A 1,012-nucleotide genomic window follows, 5' to 3' on the forward strand; every position below is an offset into this window, starting at 1 on the left:
GCGGGCCAAAAGGTTGCAGCAGATACGCTGCTGTTGCCCGCACGATAGCGGGTTGCGAGGGGTCCGTTGCGACAGCAATCAAACCCTCTGGCGTGTTCAAATGGCCATCGGCAGCAGCTTTGAACACCGTGCCATAATGCGGGGCCCGATTGGCTGTGTCAGGAAACCACCCTTTGATCCGGCTGGCAGCCCAGACCTGATCCTTATTCTGGTGGCAATCAGTGCAGGCATCAGCCCCTAATCCCAAATCCGGTCGCGGCACGCGAAAGCTGTGATCCCGGCGACCGTCCACTCCCATATAAGTGCGTTCGATCATGTGGCAGCTTTTGCACTGGGCACCCGCGCTATCCATAACGTGATGATGGTGACTGGGGGTATCGTATTCCTGTTTCGCTAGCGTCGGGAATTCAGGGTTTGCGGCCGTGGAATGACATTGCGTGCAAATACCGTTGCCTTCGGCCTTCAACTGCGCGCTGTGTGGCTCGTGGCAGTTCATACACCCGACCCCTCGGGCATACATTTTGGATTGCAGGAATGAGCCGTAAACGTAGACCTCATCAAGTATTTGCCCGTCCGGATGATACGAACCGGGCCGCAACACAGCCAGGTTATAGGCATCATGATACGGGGTTCCCGGCAAAGGATTTCCGTTGCCGTGCGCCTCGCGCCGCGAATGACATCCGGCGCATTGCTGGATCTCGGCCTCGGTCTGGCCCTTGCCCCAGCTCATCGAAAAGCCTCTATCACTCAGACCCCCGGCAACGCCCTGCCCTTTGGTCCAATCGATATGTGCCGACCCCGGTCCATGGCAAGCTTCGCAGCCAACTCCAATCTCAGCCTGTCGGGAAGAGTATGTTCTGGATTGCGCGTCGTAGTTCTTTTCAAACCCTGTGGCGTGTCATTCGGCGCAGCGCGCGTTCCAGTTCTTGTAAGGGCCCGTCCAGTGCAGCCCGTCTTCTGGCGGCAGATCCTGATCGGGGTATAAGTGATACCAGCGCTTCTGCTCGGTATC

At 57.9% G+C, this 1,012-nt stretch carries 1 pseudogene; it reads right to left on the reverse strand.

Annotated features, from left to right (window positions below):
* Window positions 1-1,012 (reverse strand): annotated as a pseudogene (locus ACR0C6_RS21430) (cytochrome c3 family protein); the annotation flags it as partial.

It is taken from the genome of Ruegeria sp. AL12, from assembly GCF_056540885.1.